The sequence below is a fragment of the Streptomyces parvulus genome (assembly GCF_014648855.1).
Lineage (GTDB): Bacteria > Actinomycetota > Actinomycetes > Streptomycetales > Streptomycetaceae > Streptomyces > Streptomyces parvulus.
The window spans coordinates 68,049-86,674 of record NZ_BMRX01000013.1 but is presented as its reverse complement, the minus strand read 5'-3'; the positions used below and the strand labels follow the sequence as shown (position 1 = coordinate 86,674).

Genomic DNA, 18,626 nt, shown 5'->3' with positions numbered 1-18,626 from the left:
CCACACTGGGCGCAGAACCCGTATCGGGGGGTGTACCCAGCGACACCCCGGCCCGGCGCCCCGCTCCCCGGACGGGCCACCACAACGCGCCCGCGCCCGGCCCGGACCGGTGCAATGGGAGGGTGACCGCACCTCCGGACGACTGCCTCGCGCGCAACGAGTGGATCTGCGGGGAGTACCTGAGCACCCGCCGCGAGATCCTCCTCGACGCCGTGCTCCAGCACCTGGAGCTGACCGCCCTCTCGGTGCTCGTCGCGCTCGCCGTCGCCCTGCCGCTCGCGGTGCTGGCGCGCCGCCGCCGGTGGGCCGCCGGCCCCGTCCTCGCGGTGACGACGATCCTCTACACCATCCCGTCGCTGGCCATGTTCTCCCTGCTCCTGCCCGTCTACGGGCTGTCGGCGAGCCTCGTCGTCGCCGGTCTGGTGCTCTACTCGCTGACCCTGCTGGTCCGCAACATCCTGGCCGGGCTGCGCGCGGTGCCCGAGGAGATCCGGCAGGCGGCGCGGGGCATGGGGTACGGCCCGGTCCGGCTGCTGCTCACCGTGGAACTGCCGCTGGCCGTACCCGCCGCCATGGCCGGCCTGCGCATCGCCACGGTCTCCGCGGTCTCCCTGCTCACCGTGGGGGCGATCGTCGGCTTCGGCGGGCTCGGCAACCTCATCTACTCGGGGATGAACACCTACTTCAAGGCGCAGGTGCTGACCGCGTCCGTGCTGTGCGTGCTGATCGCCGTCGCCGCGGACCTCCTGCTCCTCGGCGCCCAGCGGCTGATGACCCCGTGGACCAGGGCGGCCCGCGGATGACCACCCTGACGGCGGCCTGGGACTGGCTCACCGACCCTGCGCACTGGCCGGGCGAGAACGGCATCACGCACCGCCTGGTGCAGCACCTCGTCCTCACCGCGGTCTGCCTGGTCGTCAGCTGCCTCATCGCCCTGCCCGTCGCACTGGTCCTCGGCCACCTCGGCCGGGGCGGCGCCCTGGCCGTCAACCTCTCCAACATCGGCCGGGCCGTCCCCACCTTCGCCGTGCTGGTCCTGCTGCTCCTCACGCCGGTGGGCCGCTGGGGCGAGGGCCCGACCGTCGTCGCCCTCGTGCTGTTCGCCGTACCGCCGCTGCTCACCAACGCCTACGTCGGGATGCGCGAGGTCGACCGGGGCGTGGTGCAGGCGGCGCGCGGCATGGGGATGACGGGGCGGCAGATGCTCTTCCGGGTGGAACTGCCCCTCGCGCTGCCCCTGGTGATGAACGGGGTGCGGATCGCCGCCGTCCAGCTCGTCGCCACCGCCACCATCGCGGCGCTGGCGGGCGGGGGAGGGCTGGGCCGGATCATCACCGCCGGGTTCAACCTCGCCAGCACCCCCCAGGTGGTGGCGGGCGCGGTCCTCGTCGCCGCCCTGGCGCTGGTCGTCGAAGGCCTGTTCGAACTGGCCGAGCGGCTGTCCCCGCGCTGGGCCAGGGGCGCGGCGTGAGCCCGCCGGCCGGCACCGCGCGCCGCGGGAGGAGCCGGGGCGGAACGGGGCGGCCCGGGACGGGGTGGACCGGGAGACGGCGGCGCGGGGGGTGGTGGCGGGGGAGGCCGTGGCGCGCCGTGCTCGTCCTGCCGCCGCTGCTCGCCGGCTGCGCCACCGGCCCGTCCCTGGAGGACCGCGGGAACGTCACCGCGCCGCCCGGCGACAGCCACCGGCTGACCGTCGGCTCCGCCGGCTTCACCGAGAGCGACCTGCTGGCCCAGATGTACGCCCTGCTGCTGAGCGACGCCGGGTACCGGACGTCGCTGATCACGGTCGCCAACCGCGAACTGTACGAGCCCGCCCTGGAGTCGGGGCAGATCGACGTCGCCCCCGAGTACGCCGCGACCTTCGCCGACTGGCTGAACGCCAAGAGCCGCGGCCCCGACGCGCCCCCGGTCGGTTCGCCGGACCTGGCCACCACGATGCGGGAGCTGCGCAGGCTGGCCGCACCCCGGGGACTCGCCGTCCTGGACCCGGGCCGGGCCGTCGACCAGAACGCCTTCGCGGTCACCGCGTCCTACGCCCGCCGGCACGGCCTCAAGACCCTCACCGACCTCGGGAAGTCGGGCCTGAAGGTGCGGCTCGCGGCCGGCGACGAGTGCGTGGAGCGGCCGTACTGCGCCCCGGGGCTGCGCGAGACGTACGGCATCGACATCACGGCCGTCGATCCCAAGGGCGTCGGCACGACCCAGGCCAAGCGGGCCGTGCAGAGCGGCTCGGACCAGCTCGTGCTGACCACCACCACGGACGCCACCCTGGACGCCTTCGGCCTCGTGCTGCTCGCCGACGACAAGAAGCTCCAGAACGCCGACTACATCGTCCCGGTCGTCAACCGGGCCCGCGCGGGCGGCGAGGGCGTCGCCAAGGCGCTCGGCAAGCTCAACGCGGTGCTGACCACGGCCGACCTCGCCGGTCTGAACCAGCAGGTGGACAGCTGGCGCCGGCTGCCGGAGGACGTCGCCCGCTCCTACCTGCGCGACAAGGGCCTGCTGAAGGGCTGACCGGCGGCGCCCTCAGGCGTCCGCCACCGAGTCGAACGGCACCTCGTCCCGGGGCACCCCCAGCGCGTCCGCGTCCACCGACCTGCGCAGCGCCTCGTGCAGCTTGGCCGGCGTCAGGACGCCGAGGAAGCGCGCCCCGTCCAGCACCGCGACCCAGCCCGCGTCGTGCTGGAGCATCACCCCGAACGCCTGCTTCAGCGGCGCGCCCACCGGAACCCAGGCCTTCATCCGGCGCGCGTGCGCCCCCACCGCCCCGTCCGCCGCGAGGTCGTCGACACCGACCCAGCCGTGCAGTTCGCCCTCGTCGTCCAGGACGACGGCCCACCGCGCGCCCTGCGCCCGCAGTTCCGCGGCCGCCCGCCCGGCGGGCTGGTCCAGCCGTGCCACCGGCGGCTGCTCCAGGTCGCCCGGCTCGATCTCGGTCACCGACAGCCGCTTGAGGCCGCGGTCCGCGCCCACGAAGGAGGCGACGTACGGGGTGGCGGGGCTGCCCAGCACCGCGCCCGGCGTGTCGTACTGCTCGATGCGCCCCTCCCCGTACACGGCGATCCGGTCGCCCAGCCGCACCGCCTCCTCGATGTCGTGGGTGACCAGCAGCACCGTCTTGCGCACCGCGGCCTGCATCCGCAGGAACTCGTCCTGCAACTGCGCCCGCACCACCGGGTCGACCGCCCCGAAGGGTTCGTCCATCAGCAGCACCGGCGGGTCGGCGGCCAGCGCCCGCGCCACGCCGACGCGCTGCCGCTGGCCGCCCGAGAGCTGGTCGGGGTAGCGCGGCCCGAACTGCGCCGGGTCGAGACCCACCAGGTCGAGCAGTTCGGCGGCCCGCTCCCGGGCCCTGGACCGCTTCCAGCCGATCAGCGCCGGCACCGTCGCCGTGTTGTCGAGCACCGTCCGGTGCGGGAAGAGCCCCACCTGCTGGATGACGTAGCCGATCCGCCGCCGCAGGCGCACCGGGTCGACGGACGCCACGTCCTCGCCGTCCACGACGATGCGGCCCGAGGTCGGCTCGATCAGCCGGTTGACCATCATCATCGTGGTCGTCTTGCCGCAGCCGGACGGGCCGACGAGCGTGACCAGCTCGCCCTCGGCCACCTCGAAGCTCAGCCCGTCCACGGCGGTCGTACCGTCCGGATAGCGCTTGGTGACGTCCTCGAACCGGATCATGGCCTCACGCTAGACGCGGGCGCGGCCCGCCGCTCACCGGTGACGCCCCGTTGGTGGATGAACGATTCACTCCGATTTTGAAAAGTTTCAAAAGCGGCCTGAGGTGCGGCTCCCGAAGTATTTCGGTTTCACCCGTGGACACATGGCAGAAGTGTCACTAGGTTCGCCGTCGTTCGTTCTGAATCGATACAACTCCCCGAGAACACCGACGGCCGAAGGGATGACGGCATGGAGGACGGCGTGCACGGAGAGCACCAGGAACGCGGCACGGTGCGACGCAGAACGGTCCTGGCCACCACGCTCGGCGCACTGCCGGCGATCACGGCGTACCAGGCGGGCACGGCGCGGCCCGCCGCGGCGGCACCGGCCGGCACCCCCGCCGACCCGGGCGCCACCTCGGTGACCGGACTGACCACGGAACACCGCACGAACCCGCTCGGCACCGACGCGCCCCGCCCGCGCTTCGGCTGGCGCACGCACTCCACCACCCGCGGCCGCCGCCAGAGCGCCTACCGGATCCTGGTGGCGACCGACCCCCGCCGCCTCGCCCCCGGACGCACCGACGTGTGGGACAGCGGCCGCGTCGCCTCGCCCGACTCGGTCGCCGTGTCCTACGCGGGGCCAGGACTGCGCGCCACCACCCGCTACCACTGGACCGTGACGGTCTGGGACGAGCACGGCCGCGCCCGCACCGCCCCCGCCGCCCGCTTCGAGACCGGCCTGCTCGGCACCGACGGCGTCGCCAACTGGGACGGCGCCCGCTGGATCGGCATGGCCGGCAAGCAGCCGAACAGCGCCGGCGCCCCGCTCCTGCGCCGCCAGGAGCCGCTGCGCCGCGCCCGGGTCACCGAGGCCCGGCTGTACGTCTCGGCTCTCGGCGTGTACGACGCCTACGTCAACGGACGGCGCGTCGAGGTGCCGCACGGCGACGGCCGCACCGCCGAACTCCTCACCCCGGGCTGGACCAACTACGACACCCGGGTCGACTACCTCACCTACGACGTCACCGACCTCGTGACGGCCGAGCGGTCCCAGGTCACCCTCGGCGCGGTCCTCGGCAACGGCTGGTACAACAGCCGCGTCTCCGAGGGCAGCACCTACTACTCGGCCGACGGCAACCCGCTCGCCCTCAAGGCCAGGCTGCTGATCCGCTACGCCGACGGAGCCACCCAGAGCGTCGTCACCGCCCCCGGCGGCGGCTGGCGCGCCACCGACACCGGCCCCTGGCGGGCCGACGACATCTACGACGGCCAGACCTACGACGCCCGCCGCGAAATGCCCGGCTGGGCGGCGAACGGCTACGACACCTCCGGCTGGGCCGAGGCCGCCGAACACGACCTCGCCGCCCGCTTCCCGGACGTCCGCCTGGTCGCCCACCCGGGCGAGTCGGCCCGCATCGTCCCCGCCTGGGACCTGCGCCCGCGGTCCGTCACCGTCCACACCGGCGTCACCGGCCAGGAGGGCAGCCCGAACGGCAGGGGCCGCGTCGTCGCCGACCCCGCGCGCACCGTCACCGACCCGGACCGCGCCGCCCGCACCGAGGTGCGCCTGCGACCCGGTGAGACCGCGGTCCTCGACCTCGGCCAGAACATGGTGGGCGTCCCCCGCTACGGCGTGCGCGGTCCGTCCGGCGCCCAGGTCGTCCTCACCTTCGGCGAGATGCTCAACGACTCCAGCGCGGGCGCCGACGGCCCCGAGGGCTCCGTCTACCGGGCCAACCTGCGCTCGGCCAGGGCCACCAGCACCTACGTCCTCAGGGGCGACCCCAAGGGCGAGACGCACCAGGACTCCCTCACCTTCTACGGCTTCCGGTACGTCTCCGTCACCACCACGGCCGACGTCACGCTCTCCGGTCTGACCGGCCGCGTCGCCACCTCCGCCGTCCACGACACCGGCACGGTCACCACCGACGACGACAAGGTCAACCAGCTGGTGAGCAACGTCCGGTGGGGACAGCGCGGCAACTACTTCTGGGTCCCCACCGACTGCCCGCAGCGCGACGAACGCCTCGGCTGGACCGGCGACACCCAGGTCTTCGCCGCCACCGGCCTCTACAACGCCGACGCGGTCACCTTCCTGAGCCACTTCCAGGACAACCTGATCGACTCCCAGCGCATCTACGGTGTGGACGGCGCCCAGTTCACCGCCGTCTCACCGGGCAACCGCTACAACGCCGCGCAACCGGTCAGCGGCTGGGCCGACTGCGGGGTGATCGTCCCCTGGACGGTGTGGCAGATGAGCGGCGACCGCACCGTCGTCGACCGCAGCTGGGAGGCGATGACCCGCTACGTCGAGTGGATCCGCGGCCGCAGCGCCGAAGGCCACACCGGCCAGGGCGCCCTGTTCGCCGACTGGCTGGCCCCGCAGAGCACCGGCACCCAGCTCATGAGCGACGTCTACTACGGCCACAGCGTGCGCCTGATGGCCCACATGGCCCGCGCCACCGGCCGCACCGGCGAGGCCGACGCCTACGACCGCCTCTTCGCCGGCATCCGGCGCGCCTTCATGGCCACCTACCTGGACACGTCGGACGGCACGGTCACGGTCCGCTCCAGCCTCGGCGGCAAGCCGGTCAACGGCCCCGACCCCGAGGACGACAGCCAGACCGCCCTCCTGTGGGTCCTCAAACTCGGCCTCTACGACACCGAGGCCCAGCGCCGGGCCCTCGTCTCCCTGCTCGCGGCGAACATCGGCAACGACGCCGCCTACAAGGAGGCCCACCCCGGCAGCACCCGCGTCCAGTACGCCGAGAACACCCTCTCCGTCGGCTTCCTCGGCGTGAACGTCCTCGCCCCGGTCCTCACCGACGAAGGGCGCGCCGACCTGGCGTACGCGCTGCTCCACCAGAACGCCATGCCCTCCTGGCTGTACTCCGTCGACAACGGCGCCACCACCATCTGGGAGCGCTGGAACTCGTACTCGAAGGAGGACGGCTTCGGGCCGGTCGAGATGAACTCCTTCAACCACTACTCCTACGGCGCCGTCATGGAGTGGCTGTACGAGTCCATGGCCGGCATCGCCCGCGACCCGGACCACCCGGGCTTCCGGCACTTCCTGCTGCGCCCGCACCTCGACCCCACCGGCCGCGTCAAGCACGTCACCGGCGCGCACCTGTCGCCGTACGGCGAGATCCGCAGCGAGTGGAGCGTCCGGGGACGCACGGTCCACTACCGGGCCGCGGTCCCCGCCAACTCCACCGCCACGCTCACCCTCCCGGGCGCCGACCCGGACGGCGTCCGCGCGGGCCGGACCCCGCTGGCCCGCCTCGACGGGGTCCAGTACCTGGGCGCCGAGCGCGGCGGTGTCTCCCACCGGCTCCCCTCCGGGCGCTACGAGGTGACGTTCCCGCTCGGCTGAGCCTGCACCAGCACCACCTCCAGGGTGCGCGGGCCGTGCACCCCCTCGACCCGGTCCAGCTCGATGTCGCTGGTCGCCGACGGACCGGAGATCCACGTCAACGGGCGGGCCGGGTCGAGGCGTTCGAGGGCCTGCGGCACCGAGGACACCACCTGGTCCGGCACCCGCACCACGCAGATGTGGTGGTCCGGGACGAGGGTGATGCGCCGCCGCCCCTGGTCGGGCGAGCCGTCCAGCACGATCGTGCCGGTCTCGGCGACGGCGACGGCGCAGCCGGTGACCACGCTGGAGACCTCGTCCAGCTCGTGCGGGGTGCTCTCCGCGCGGTCCGGTACCAGAGCCGCGTCGGCCGCCGCGAGCCATTGTGCGGGCAGCCCCGGCGGCACCACCACGCTCCGCGCGCCGCGCGCCGACAGCAGGCGGGCCAGCAGCGCGGGCAGCTCGCCGTCCGCGCACCGGTGCACGACCGCCCGGTAGTCCGCCAGGTTCCCGGCGAGCAGCTCCACCGTCCGAGCGGTGCTCCGTTGTCCGTGCTCGCGCAGGTAGTCGCGCGCGACGGGCGCCTCGTCGGCCGGCGCGTCCCCGAGGGCGCGCCGCACCCGGCCCAGGATCCTCTCCCTGCTGCTCACTCGGCCTCGCCCTTTCCGCCGTGCGTACGCTGCCACCAGTCCCGGAACGGCTCGGCGGGCACCGCGGGCAGCTCCCGGCTGCCGCTCCACGCCCGGCCGGGACCGGGCAGGGTGCGCGGATGGAGACGGCGGCTGCGCGACGCCAGCCGCTGCCCGGCCCGCAGCGCGCCGGGACGGTCGAACGCCCACCCCGCCGCCCGCATCGCGGCCCGCTCGGCGGCGTGCCCCTTCGCCGGTTTCAGCACGACCCGGTTGCCCTCGCGCACCGCCGGCCCGCCCTGCACCACCCGCTCCCGCAGGTGCACCAGCACCTCGGGGATGTCGATGGCCACCGGGCACACCTCGTAGCAGGCGCCGCACAGCGAGGACGCGTACGGCAGCGAGGCGTCGATCTCGCTGCCCGTGCCGCGCAGCTGGGGACTGAGGATGGCGCCGATGGGGCCCGGGTACACCGAGCCGTAGGCGTGCCCGCCCGCCCGCTCGTACACCGGGCACACGTTGAGACAGGCCGAGCAGCGGATGCAGCGCAGCGCCTGCCGGCCGACCTCGTCGGCGAGGGTGTCGGTGCGGCCGTTGTCCAGCAGCACCAGGTGGAACGTGCGGGGGCCGTCCTCGTCGGTGGTGCCGGTCCACATCGAGGTGTACGGGTTCATGCGCTCCGCCGTCGAGGAGCGGGGGAGCGTCTGCAGGAAGACCTCCAGGTCCCGCCAGGACGGCACGATCTTCTCGATGCCGACGACCGAGATCAGCGTCTCCGGCAGGGTCAGGCACATCCGCCCGTTGCCCTCGGACTCCACGACCACCAGCGTGCCGGTCTCGGCGACCATGAAGTTGGCGCCGGACACGCCGACCCTGGCCCGCAGGAACTTCTCCCGCAGGTGCAGCCGCGCGGCCTCCGCGAGTTCCGCGGGCGTGTCCGTGAGCCCCTCGGGCGCCGGGCGGCCCCACGCACCCATCTCGGAGCGGAAGATGTCCCGGATCTCGCCCCGGTTGCGGTGGATGGCCGGCACCAGGATGTGCGAGGGCCGGTCCTTGCCCAACTGCACGATCAGCTCGGCCAGGTCGGTCTCGTAGGCGTGGATGCCCCGGGCCTCCAGCGCCTCGTTGAGGCCGATCTCCTGTGTCGCCATCGACTTGACCTTGACGACCTCGCGCTCGCCCGTCTCCTCGACGAGGCGCGCGACGATCTCGTTGGCCTCGTCCGCGTCGGCGGCCCAGTGCACGGTGCCGCCGGCCGCCGTGACCGACTCCTCCAGCTGGACCAGGTACCGGTCCAGGTGGCGCAGCGTGTGGTCCTTGATCCGCCGGCCGGCCTCGCGCAGCGCCGCCCAGTCGTCCAGTTCGGCGACCGCGCGGGCCCGCTTGTCCCGGATGGTGTGGGTGGCGTGGCGCAGGTTGCCGCGCAGCGTCGCGTCGCCCACCGCCTCCCGCGCCGCCGCCGGGAAGGCGGGCATGCCGACGAACGTCCCGCTCATGCGGCCACCGCCTCCTCCGTGCTCGCCAGGATCTCCGCGATGTGCACCGGCCGCATGCCGGTCCGCAGCCGTGTCATCGTCCCGCCGATGTGCATCAGGCAGGAGTTGTCCGCCGCGCACAGCACGTCGGCGCCCGTCGACTCGGCGTTGCGCACCTTGTCCGCGCCCATCGCCGCCGACACGTCGGAGTTCTTCACCGCGAAGGTGCCGCCGAAGCCGCAGCACTCCTCGGCGCCCGGCAACTCCCGCAGCTCCAGGCCCTTCACCGCCTCCAGGAGCCGCCGGGGCCGGTCGCCCAGACCGAGGCTCCGCAGCCCGTGGCAGGTCGGGTGGTAGGTCACCGTGTGCGGGTAGTACGCCCCGACGTCCGTCACCCCGAGCACGTCCACCAGGAACTCCGTCAGTTCGTACGTCTTCGGCACCACCGGCGCCAGCGTCGCCGCGAGGGCGTCCCCGCGGCCCTCCGCGCGCGCCCGCTCGCCCATGCGCGGATACAGCTCCCGCACCATCGCGCCGCACGATCCCGACGGCGTCACGACCGCGTCGTAGCCGCCGAAGACGCCGGCGAAGCGCCGGGTCAGCGGCTCGGCCTCGTGCCGGTACCCGGTGTTGTAGTGCGCCTGCCCGCAACAGGTCTGCCCCATCGGGAAGTCCACGTCCACACCCAGTCTGGTCAGCAGCTTCACCACGGCACGGCCGGTGTCCGGATAGAGCGTGTCGTTGACGCAGGTCAGGAAGAGAGCGACACGCATGCGCGGCTCCTCGTGGTAGATCATCGGATGAATGATGAGTGAAGGGTAGTCCGCCCGGCGGGGTCGGAGTAGACCCGGTTCACCGGTCGGCGAGTCGGGCCTCGGCGGCCCGCCAGCGCGCCGTCCCGCCCCGGGGCTCGTACCGCGTGAGCCCCTGGGTGCGCGCCAGCAGGCGCCGCGTCTGTGCCAGGCCGCCCACCAGTTTGTGGCGCCGCGCCTGCACCAGGACGTTGCCGAGCGCGGCGGCCTCCGCCGGCCCCGCCACCACCGGCAGCCCGCAGGCGTCCGCCGTCAGTTGGCACAGCAGCGCGTTGCGGGCGCCCCCGCCGACGACGTGCACGACGTCGACGGGGTGCCCGGCGAGCCGCTGCGCGTCCTCGACGGCCCTGCGGTGGGCCAGCGCCAGCGAGTCGAGGATGCAGCGGGTCACCTCGGCGGGCGACGCGGGCACCGGCTGCCCGGAGGCACGGCACGCCTCGGCGATCCGCTCCGGCATCCGGCCCGGCGCCAGGAACGCGGGGTCGCCCGCGTCCACCACCGAACGCAGCGGCGACACTCCGGCCGCCGCCCGCAGCAGCCCGCCCAGCTCGGGCTCGCCCCAGGCCCGCAGGCACTCCTGGAGCAGCCACAGCCCCATGATGTTGCGGAGGTAGCGGACCGTGCCGTCCAGCCCCAGCTCGTTGGTGAAGTTGGCGGCGCGGCTCTCCTCGGTCAGCACCGGGCCGGTCAGCTCCAGGCCGGCCAGCGACCAGGTGCCGGTGCAGATGTAGGCGAACCGCTCGCTCCCGGCCGGTACGGCGGCCACCGCGGAGGCGGTGTCGTGCGAGCCGACCGCCGTCACCGGCACCGGCCCGTCGAGCCCCGTCGCCTCCAGCACCTCGGGCCGCAGTAGGCCCGCCGCGTCTCCGGGCATCCGCAGCGGCGCGAACAGGCCCAGGTCGATCCCCGCGCGGTCCGCCACCTCCCGCGACCAGTCCCGGGTGCGGGGGTCGATCAGCTGGGTGGTGGAGGCGTTGGTCAGCTCCGTGCCCTGCGCCCCGGTCAGCCAGTACGTCAGCAGGTCCGGCACCAGCAGCACCCGCCGGGCCGCGGCGAACCGGGCCGTGCCGCGGGCGGCGACGAGCTGGTACAGGGTGTTGAAGGGCGCGTGCTGCACCCCGGTCGCCGCGTACAGTTCCGCGGCGGGCAGCGTCTCCCACACCCGCTCCGCGACGCCCTCGGTGCGGGCGTCGCGGTAGTGCACCGGGTTGCCGAGCAGCGCCCCGTCCGCGTCCAGCAGACCGTGGTCGACGGCCCAGCTGTCGACGCCGACCGAGTCCACCCGCCCCGCGGCCCGCAACCCGTCCAGCACGCCCGCGTACAGCGCCAGGACGTCCCAGTGCAGCCCCTCGGGTGTGCGGACGGGACGGTTGGGGAACCGGTGCGCCTCGGTCAGCTCCAGCCGGCCGGGGCCGACGCGGCCGACCATCACGCGCCCGCTGGACGCGCCGAGGTCGACCGCGGCGTACGCCTTCGTGCCGCCGCCCGGCGCGTCGGCCGTGGCACCGCTCATCGCAGGAACGCGGCGGCCACGCCGGCGTCCACCGGGACGTGCAGACCGGTGGTGTGGGTCAGGTCGCCGCCGGTCAGCGCGAACACGGCGTTCGCCACGTGCTCGGGCAGCACCTCGCGCTTGAGCAGCGTGCGCTGCGCGTAGAACTCGCCCAGCTTCTCCTCCGGCACCCCGTACACGGCGGCCCGCTGAGCGCCCCAGCCGCCCGCGAAGATGCCGGAACCCCGCACCACGCCGTCCGGGTTGACGCCGTTGACGCGGATGCCGTGCTCGCCCAGCTCGGCGGCGAGCAGCCGCACCTGGTGGGCCTGGTCGGCCTTGGTGGCGGAGTAGGCGAGGTTGTTCGGACCGGCGAACACCGCGTTCTTGGAAACGATGTAGACGAGGTCGCCGCCCATCTCCTGCGCGGTCATCACCCTGGCCGCCTCGCGCGAGACGAGGAAGGAGCCGCGGGCCATGATGTCGTGCTGGAGGTCCCAGTCCTCCGCCGAGGTCTCCAGCAGCGGCTTGGAGACGGAGATCCCCGCGTTGTTGACGACCAGGTCGACCCCGCCGAAGGCGAGCACGGCCGCCCGGAACGCGGCGGCGATCTGCTCCTCGGAGGTGACGTCCACGGTCACCGCCACGGCGCGGTCCGCCCCGCCGAGTTCGGCGGCGACCGCCTCCGCGGTCTCGCCGTTCAGGTCGGCCACCACCACGCAGGCGCCCTCATCCGCCAGCCGCCGCGCGATCGCCCGGCCGATGCCGCTGCCCGCCCCGGTGACCAGCGCGACCCGCGTGGCCAGCGGCCTGGGCCCCGGCATTCGCCGGAGCTTGGCCTCCTCCAGTGCCCAGTACTCGATGCGGAACTTCTCCGACTCCTCGATCGGCGCGTACGCCGACACCGCCTCCGCGCCGCGCATCACGTTGATCGCGTTGACGTAGAACTCACCGGCCACCCGGGCGGTCTGCTTGTCCTTGCCGAAGCTGAACATGCCGACGCCCGGCACCAGCACGATCGCCGGATCGGCGCCGCGCATCGCGGGCGAACCGGGTTCGGCGTGCCGCTGGTAGTAGGCGGCGTACTCCTCGCGGTAGGCGGCGTGCAGCTCCTTCAGCCGCGCCACCGTCTCGGCCAGCGGGGCGCTCGGGGGGAGGTCCAGGACCAGCGGCCGGACCTTGGTGCGCAGGAAGTGGTCCGGGCACGAGGTGCCGAGTGCGGCGAGCCGCGGGTGTCCGGCCCGCGCGAGGAAGTCCAGCACCACCTCCGCGTCGGTGAAGTGCCCCACCTGCGGCCGGTCCCGGGAGGCGAGGGCGCGCACGTACGGCGCCAGCGCCGCCGCCCGCTCCCGCCGCTCGCCCTCGGGCAGGGCCGCGTACCCCTCGACGACCGGCCCGAAGGGCTCGGCCTTCCCGCGTTCGGCGAGGAACCGCTCGGCGGTGCGGATGATGTGCAGCGAGTTGCGCTCGCACGCCTCGGAGGTGTCGCCCCACGCGGTGATGCCGTGCCCGCCGAGCACGCAGCCGACCGCCCGCGGGTTGGCCTCCCTGACCGCCGCGATGTCCAGCCCCAGCTGGAACCCCGGCCGCCGCCACGGCACCCACACCACGGTCTCGCCGAAGCACTCGGCGGTCAGCTTCTCGCCGTCCGCCGCGCAGGCCAGCGCGATCCCGGAGTCGGGGTGGAGGTGGTCCACGTGCGCGGCGCCGACGAGCCCGTGCATCGCCGTGTCGATGGACGGGGCCGCGCCGCCCTTGCCGTGCAGGCAGTAGTCGAAGGCGGCGACCATCTCGTCCTCGCGCTCGACCCCGGGGTAGACGTCCGCCAGCGCCCGCATCCGGTCCAGCCGCAGCACCGCGAGCCCGCCCTCGGTGAGCGTCCCGAGGTCCCCGCCGGACCCCTTGACCCACATCAGCTCGACGTCACCCCCGGTGACGGGGTCGGTCCCGGTGCCCTTGGCGGAGGTGTTCCCGCCGGCGTAGTTGGTGTTGCGCGGATCGGCACCGAGTCGATGCGAACGGGCGAGGAGCTCGGAAGCCTCAGGATGAGAAGTCATGTGAGTCTCTTTCGAACGAGGGGTGGAAGGACGCGCCCCGTCAGGGGCGCGGGGAACTGCGCGATCAACCACGAACGACCCGCAGTCCGCGAACGACAAGAACCCGGCAGGCGCCTACGCCCCCCACCCCGCCTGCTGCCCGCCCACCCGCTCGGCGACGACCTTCTCGCCCCACCCACAGGCGCGATACGCCTTCATGGGCTCGGGGTCGAGACCCATCTCCCCCCGCACCTCACGGAGCAGCGGACGCACGTCCGTGTTGTACGCGTCCATCAGCACGGCGTTGGCCTCCAGCACGTCCCCGTCGGCCTGCGCGGCGGCCAGCGCCTCCGCGTCGACCAGCAGCGCCTTCGCCGTGGCCTCCTGCACGTTCATCACCGACCGGATGATCGCCGGGATCTTCCCCTCGATGTTGTGGCACTGGTCGAGCATGAACGCGACGTCCGAGGAGAACCCGCCCCCGCGCACCACCTCGTACATGATCCGGAACAGCTGGAACGGATCGGCCGCGCCGACCATGAGGTCGTCGTCCGCGTAGAAGCGCGAGTTGAAGTCGAACCCGCCGAGCTTCCCCTCGCGCAGCAGCGACGCGACGATGAACTCGATGTTCGTGCCGGGCGCGTGGTGGCCCGTGTCGACCACGACCTTCGCCTTCTCGCCCAGTTTCAGGCAGTGGGCGTACGCCGTGCCCCAGTCCGGCACGTCGGTCGTGTAGAAGGCCGGCTCGAAGAGCTTGTACTCCAGCAGCATCCGCTGCCCCTCACCGAGCCGCTCGTACACCTCGGCCAGTCCCTCCGCGAGGCGGTCCTGCCGGGAGCGGATGTCGTCCTGCCCCGGGTAGTTGGTGCCATCGGCGAACCACAGCTTCAGGTCCCGGGAGCCGGTGGCGTCCATGATGCCGACGCACTCCAGCAGGTGGTCGACGGCCTTGCGGCGCACCGCGGCGTCGGGGTGGCAGATGCTGCCCAGCCGGTAGTCGTCGTCCTGGAAGGTGTTGGAGTTGACGGCGCCGATCCGCACGCCGCGGTCCGCGGCGTGCGCGGCCAGGGCGGCGTAGTCGTCGACCCGGTCCCACGGGATGTGTAGGGCGACGGTCGGCGCGACACCGGTGAACTCGTGCACCTTGCCCGCGTCGTCCAGCTTCTCGAACGGGTCGCGGGGGACGCCGGCCTGCGCGAACACCTTGAACCGGGTGCCCGAGTTCCCGTACGCCCACGACGGCGTCTCGACGGCCTGGGTCCTTAGCGCGGCCTTCACCGCGGCGAGCTCGGTCACTTCGGGGCTCCTGTGACATCGGGTCGTGGCCCGCTTCGCGCACCACCAACTGTGAAACGATTCAGGACGTGAAGCTATGAGCCGTCCGAAGGGGTGTCAAGACCCGCACCCGACCCTGCTGTCCGTGACGTGGTCGTAACCTTCGGCTCCCGCAAGTTTTTCGAACCGGAACCATTGACGTGACACACCCGCGCTGCCTAACGTCCCCGGCAACCGAGTTGAAACCTTTCACGACGCCGTGAGGGCCGTCCCGCCGGCGTCGTCGAGGAGCCCCCAATGACCCACCCGTCCGACACGGGTACGGCCCCGGTTCTGGCGCTCAGGGACGTCTCCAAGTCCTTCGGCGCCGTCCGCGCGCTCAGGGACGTCTCCCTGGAGCTGTTCCCCGGCGAGGTGCACGCCCTCGCCGGCGAGAACGGCGCCGGGAAGTCGACCCTCATCAAGACGCTCGCCGGAGTGCACCGGCCGGACGCCGGCCAGGTGCTGCTCGACGGCGCGCCGGTCGTCTTCCACGGCCCCGGCGACGCCCGCGACGCCGGCCTCGCCGTGATCTACCAGGAGCCCACCCTCTTCCCCGACCTGTCGATCGCCGAGAACATCTCCATGGGCCGCCAACCCCGGCGCGCGCTCGGCCGGATCGACCACCGGGCGACCCGCGACGCCACCGCGGACCTGATGCGGCGCCTGGGCGTCGCACTCGACCCCGACCGCCCCGCCCGCGGCCTGTCCATCGCCGACCAGCAGATCGTGGAGATCGCCAAGGCGCTGTCCTTTGACGCCCGTGTCCTGATCATGGACGAGCCGACCGCCGCCCTCACCGGCAGCGAGGTGGCCCGGCTCTTCGGCGTCGTGCGCACCCTGCGCGAAGAGGGCGCCGCCGTGCTGTTCGTCTCGCACCGCCTGGAGGAGATCTTCCGCGTCTGCACCCGCGTCACCACGCTGCGGGACGGCGCCCGGATCTCCAGTGAACCGCTGGCCGGCATGACCGAGGACGACCTGGTGCGCCGCATGGTCGGCCGCGACCTCGACGAGCTGTACCCGAAGCAGGAGGCCCGGGCCGGCGAAGTCGCCCTCAGTGTGCGGCGGCTGACCCGCGAAGGAGTCTTCACCGACGTCTCCTTCGAGGTGCGCCGCGGTGAGATCGTCGCCCTCGCCGGACTGGTCGGCGCCGGCCGCACCGAGGTCGCCCGCGCCGTCTTCGGCGTGGACCGCCGGGACGCCGGGACCGTGGAGGTCGACGGCAGGCCGCTGGCCAACGGCGCCCCGTCCACCGCCATGGCCGCGGGGCTCGCCCTCGTGCCGGAGGACCGCCGCGCCCAGGGCCTGGTGATGGGCATGTCCATCGAGCGCAACATCGGCCTCACCGGTCTCCGCTCGACCGTGCGCGCCGGCTTCATGGACCGCGGCGCCGAGCGCAGCCGCTCCCTCGACTGGGCCGTCAGGCTCCAGGTCAAGTACGCGCGCATCGCCGACGCCGTCTCGACCCTGTCCGGCGGCAACCAGCAGAAGGTCGTCCTCGCCAAGTGGCTGGCCACCGGCCCCAAGGTGCTGATCGTCGACGAGCCGACCCGCGGCATCGACGTCGGCACCAAGGCCGAGGTGCACCGGCTGCTGGGCGAACTGGCCGCCGGCGGAGTGGCCGTCCTGATGATCTCCTCAGACCTGCCCGAGGTCCTCGGCATGGCCGACCGCGTCCTCGTGATGCACGAGGGGCGGCTGACCGCCGAGATCGCCCGTACCGACGCCACCGAGGAGACCGTGATGGCCGCGGCCACGGGGAGGGCCGCCGCATGACCGTGACCGCACCCGACCAGACCCCCGTGGCCGGCATCCCCGAGGCGAGCGCCACCCGGCTGGTGGACCGCATCTTCAGGATGCGCGAACTGGCCATCCTGCTGGTCTTCCTGGTGATGATCGGCATCACCCAGGCCGGCAACAGCGAGTTCCTGTCCGAGCAGGGCATCAAGGACCTGCTGCTCAACGCGACCATCCTGGTGCTGGTCGCCACCGGCCAGTCCCTGGTCGTCATCACCCGCAACGTCGACCTCTCGGTCGGCTCCACGCTCGGCATCAGCGCCTTCGCGGCCGGCACCTACCTCCAGGGCGGCGGCGGCTCCTTCGTCGCCGTGGTGCTCGCGGTCCTGACGGGCGTCGGCTTCGGCTTCCTCAACGGCCTGCTCGTCAGCCTCGGCCAGGTCCCGGCACTCGTCGTCACCCTCGGCACGCTCTACGTCATCCGCGGCATCGACTCCATCTGGGTCGGCTCACGCCAGATCACCGCGGCCGACCTCCCCGGCGGCTTCGTCGACTTCGGCTCCGGCGGCCTGTGGGCGGTGCCCTGGCTGGCGCTGATCGCGCTCGCCGTCCTGGCCGCCACCGCCTACTACCTCAAGCACTTCGGCGGCGGCCGCGAGCTGTACGCCCTCGGCTCCAACCCGGAGGCCGCCCGGCTGGCCGGCATCCCCGTGCGCAAGCGGATCCTCGCCGCGTACACCTTCTGCGGCGCCCTCGCCGGACTCGCCGGCGCCCTCTACCTGGCCCGGTTCGGCAACGTCGACTCCGGCACCGGCAACGGCTACGAACTCACCGTCGTCAGCGCGGTGGTGGTCGGCGGCGTCGTCTTCACCGGCGGCTCCGGCAGCGTCTACGGCGCGGCCCTCGGGGCGCTGCTGCTCACGTCCGTCAACAGCGTGCTCCCCGCGCTCGGGGTCAGCTCCGTGTGGGTGCTGGCCATCAACGGCCTCCTGCTCATCCTCGCCATCGCCGTCGACCGGATCGTCGCGCTGCGGGTGGCGAACGCCCTGAAGAAGAGGAACGCCCGCCATGGCTGACGGCTCCATCGCGCGAGCGATCCGCTGGTCCACCTCTCTGCGGTGGGACGGGGCCGTGGGTGCCCTGCTGATCGTGGTCCTGCTGTTCTCCTTCGGCTTCGTCGACGGCTTCGGCAACGCCCTCAACCTCTCGTTCCTGATCGGCAACACCCTGCCGATCGCGCTCATCGCCCTGCCGATGACCCTGCTGGTCGTCTCCGGCGAGATCGACCTCTCGGTCGCCTCCACCGCGGGCCTGTCCGGCGCGGTCATGGGCGCCCTGTGGAACCAGGGCATGACCATCGAGACGATCATCCCGGTCTGCCTGCTGCTCGGCGTCGTCTGCGGCCTGGTCAACGGCCTGCTGGTCACCCGGCTCGGCCTGCCCTCCCTCGCCGTGACGATCGGCACCCTGGCGGCGTACCGGGGCATCGCGCAGATCGTGCTCGGCTCCGACGCGGTCACCGACTTCCCCTCGCGGTACCTGGACTTCGCGTCCGGCCGGATCGGCGACACCTTCGTCCCGTACGCCCTCCTGCCGTTCCTGGTGCTGCTGGCCGTCGCCGTGGTCGCCCTGCACGCCATGCCGTTCGGCCGCTCGCTCTTCGCCGTCGGTGCCAGCGAGGAGGCCGCGCGGTTCGCGGGCATCCGGGTCCGGCGCCAGAAGCTGATCCTCTTCACCCTCACCGGACTGATGTCCGCGCTGACCGGCGTCTTCTGGGCCCTGCACTACGCGAGCGCCCGGTACGACAACGCCACCGGGCTCGAACTGTCCGTCGTCGCCGCCGTGCTGCTGGGCGGCATCGACTTCGACGGCGGCAAGGGGACGCTGGGCGGCGCGATCGCCGGGGTGTTCCTGCTCGGGGCGCTGCAGAACGTCATGAGCCTCCAGGACGTCTCCGCGCAGTCCCAGACCGTCGTCACCGGTGTGCTGCTCGTGCTGTCCGTGCTGGGGCCCCGGGTCGCGCGGCAGGTCTCCGCCGCGAGGGCCGTACGCCGGGCGGCACCGGCGCCCCCGCCGAAGTCGCCCGCGCCCACCCCGTGAACGCCCGGCTCCGC

14 protein-coding genes are annotated in these 18,626 nt (G+C 73.2%); 7 read left to right on the top strand and 7 right to left on the bottom strand.

Annotated features, from left to right (window positions below; translation table 11 throughout):
• Positions 1-122: 122 nt before the first annotated feature.
• From IE108_RS25410 to IE108_RS25400, 3 genes are all read left to right on the top strand, one after another.
• Positions 123-803 (top strand): ABC transporter permease, encoded by a 681-nt coding sequence (locus IE108_RS25410; protein WP_064731096.1) that lies wholly within the window; start codon positions 123-125, stop codon positions 801-803.
• Complete coding sequence (locus IE108_RS25405; RefSeq protein ID WP_064732075.1) at positions 800-1,471, top strand: ABC transporter permease; 672 nt, start codon at positions 800-802, stop codon at positions 1,469-1,471. The genes IE108_RS25410 and IE108_RS25405 overlap by 4 nt, the downstream gene beginning before the upstream one ends.
• A 119-nt stretch (positions 1,472-1,590) precedes the next feature.
• Complete coding sequence (locus tag IE108_RS25400; protein WP_064731097.1) at positions 1,591-2,514, top strand: ABC transporter substrate-binding protein; 924 nt, start codon at positions 1,591-1,593, stop codon at positions 2,512-2,514.
• Between the two features lie 12 nt (positions 2,515-2,526).
• Here the strand turns inward: IE108_RS25400 and IE108_RS25395 are convergent, their stop codons facing one another.
• A complete protein-coding gene (locus IE108_RS25395; protein ID WP_064731098.1) occupies positions 2,527-3,681 on the bottom strand; it encodes an ABC transporter ATP-binding protein in 1,155 nt (384 codons plus the stop codon).
• Positions 3,682-3,909: 228 nt separating this feature from the next.
• Between IE108_RS25395 and IE108_RS25390 the strand changes: the two genes are divergently transcribed.
• Positions 3,910-7,038 carry an alpha-L-rhamnosidase gene (locus IE108_RS25390; RefSeq protein ID WP_064731099.1) on the top strand — a complete coding sequence of 1,043 codons (3,129 nt, stop codon included), beginning with the start codon at positions 3,910-3,912 and terminating at the stop codon, positions 7,036-7,038.
• Here the strand turns inward: IE108_RS25390 and IE108_RS25385 are convergent.
• From IE108_RS25385 to rhaI, 6 genes are all read right to left on the bottom strand, one after another.
• Positions 7,011-7,667 carry a LutC/YkgG family protein gene (locus IE108_RS25385; RefSeq protein ID WP_064731100.1) on the bottom strand — a complete coding sequence of 219 codons (657 nt, stop codon included), beginning with the start codon at positions 7,665-7,667 and terminating at the stop codon, positions 7,011-7,013. The genes IE108_RS25390 and IE108_RS25385 overlap by 28 nt on opposite strands.
• Positions 7,664-9,142 carry a LutB/LldF family L-lactate oxidation iron-sulfur protein gene (locus tag IE108_RS25380; RefSeq protein ID WP_064731101.1) on the bottom strand — a complete coding sequence of 493 codons (1,479 nt, stop codon included), beginning with the start codon at positions 9,140-9,142 and terminating at the stop codon, positions 7,664-7,666. Before IE108_RS25380 ends, IE108_RS25385 begins: the two co-directional genes overlap by 4 nt.
• On the bottom strand, positions 9,139-9,894 hold the full coding sequence (locus tag IE108_RS25375; protein ID WP_064732076.1) for a (Fe-S)-binding protein: 756 nt from the start codon (positions 9,892-9,894) through the stop codon (positions 9,139-9,141). The genes IE108_RS25380 and IE108_RS25375 overlap by 4 nt, the downstream gene beginning before the upstream one ends.
• A 79-nt stretch (positions 9,895-9,973) precedes the next feature.
• Positions 9,974-11,446, bottom strand: a complete 1,473-nt coding sequence (locus IE108_RS25370; protein WP_064731102.1) for a rhamnulokinase — start codon at positions 11,444-11,446, stop codon at positions 9,974-9,976.
• A complete protein-coding gene (locus IE108_RS25365; protein ID WP_064731103.1) occupies positions 11,443-13,482 on the bottom strand; it encodes a bifunctional rhamnulose-1-phosphate aldolase/short-chain dehydrogenase in 2,040 nt (679 codons plus the stop codon). Before IE108_RS25365 ends, IE108_RS25370 begins: the two co-directional genes overlap by 4 nt.
• A 114-nt stretch (positions 13,483-13,596) precedes the next feature.
• On the bottom strand, positions 13,597-14,757 hold the full coding sequence (gene rhaI / locus IE108_RS25360) for an L-rhamnose isomerase (protein ID WP_064731104.1): 1,161 nt from the start codon (positions 14,755-14,757) through the stop codon (positions 13,597-13,599).
• A gap of 276 nt (positions 14,758-15,033) precedes the next feature.
• Between rhaI and IE108_RS25355 the strand changes: the two genes are divergently transcribed.
• Genes IE108_RS25355 through IE108_RS25345 form a run of 3 tightly spaced genes read left to right on the top strand, consistent with a single transcriptional unit; the run spans position 15,034 to position 18,612 of the window.
• Complete coding sequence (locus tag IE108_RS25355; RefSeq protein ID WP_064731105.1) at positions 15,034-16,551, top strand: sugar ABC transporter ATP-binding protein; 1,518 nt, start codon at positions 15,034-15,036, stop codon at positions 16,549-16,551.
• Positions 16,548-17,588, top strand: a complete 1,041-nt coding sequence (locus IE108_RS25350; RefSeq protein ID WP_064731106.1) for an ABC transporter permease — start codon at positions 16,548-16,550, stop codon at positions 17,586-17,588. The genes IE108_RS25355 and IE108_RS25350 overlap by 4 nt, the downstream gene beginning before the upstream one ends.
• Positions 17,581-18,612: an ABC transporter permease gene (locus IE108_RS25345; RefSeq protein ID WP_064731107.1), complete on the top strand. Its 1,032-nt coding sequence runs from the start codon at positions 17,581-17,583 to the stop codon at positions 18,610-18,612. Before IE108_RS25350 ends, IE108_RS25345 begins: the two co-directional genes overlap by 8 nt.
• Positions 18,613-18,626: the final 14 nt, after the last annotated feature.

Coding starts and splice junctions, on each gene's coding strand:
- IE108_RS25365 (WP_064731103.1), bottom strand. CDS start 13,482: ATGACTTCTCATCCTGAGGCTTCCGAGCTCCTCGCCCGTTCGCATCGA.
- IE108_RS25350 (WP_064731106.1), top strand. CDS start 16,548: ATGACCGTGACCGCACCCGACCAGACCCCCGTGGCCGGCATCCCCGAG.
- IE108_RS25405 (WP_064732075.1), top strand. CDS start 800: ATGACCACCCTGACGGCGGCCTGGGACTGGCTCACCGACCCTGCGCAC.
- IE108_RS25355 (WP_064731105.1), top strand. CDS start 15,034: ATGACCCACCCGTCCGACACGGGTACGGCCCCGGTTCTGGCGCTCAGG.
- IE108_RS25345 (WP_064731107.1), top strand. CDS start 17,581: ATGGCTGACGGCTCCATCGCGCGAGCGATCCGCTGGTCCACCTCTCTG.
- IE108_RS25370 (WP_064731102.1), bottom strand. CDS start 11,446: ATGAGCGGTGCCACGGCCGACGCGCCGGGCGGCGGCACGAAGGCGTAC.
- IE108_RS25375 (WP_064732076.1), bottom strand. CDS start 9,894: ATGCGTGTCGCTCTCTTCCTGACCTGCGTCAACGACACGCTCTATCCG.
- IE108_RS25390 (WP_064731099.1), top strand. CDS start 3,910: ATGGAGGACGGCGTGCACGGAGAGCACCAGGAACGCGGCACGGTGCGA.
- IE108_RS25395 (WP_064731098.1), bottom strand. CDS start 3,681: ATGATCCGGTTCGAGGACGTCACCAAGCGCTATCCGGACGGTACGACC.
- IE108_RS25380 (WP_064731101.1), bottom strand. CDS start 9,142: ATGAGCGGGACGTTCGTCGGCATGCCCGCCTTCCCGGCGGCGGCGCGG.